Below are 212 nucleotides of genomic sequence, written 5' to 3'. Positions count from 1 at the left end.
ACCGACAAGGAATTTCGCTACCTTAGGACCGTTATAGTTACGGCCGCCGTTTACTCGGGCTTCGATCAAGAGCTTCGCATTGCTGCTGACCCCATCAATTAACCTTCGAGCACCGGGCAGGCGTCACGCCCTATACATCCACTTACGTGTTAGCAGAGTGCTGTGTTTTTGGTAAACAGTCGGGAGGGACTCTTTGTTGTAAGTTTCCTTGC

General features: G+C 50.9%; 1 rRNA gene. It reads right to left on the bottom strand.

The features are described 5' to 3' along the window. Window positions 1-212: ribosomal RNA gene (locus KJQ99_RS11555) — 23S ribosomal RNA — on the bottom strand; the annotation flags it as partial.

The organism is Campylobacter sp. 2018MI13 (assembly GCF_018501135.1).
GTDB lineage: Bacteria > Campylobacterota > Campylobacteria > Campylobacterales > Campylobacteraceae > Campylobacter_E.
The sequence above is the reverse complement of the archived record's forward strand: the minus strand, read 5'-3'. Positions and strand labels throughout refer to the sequence as shown.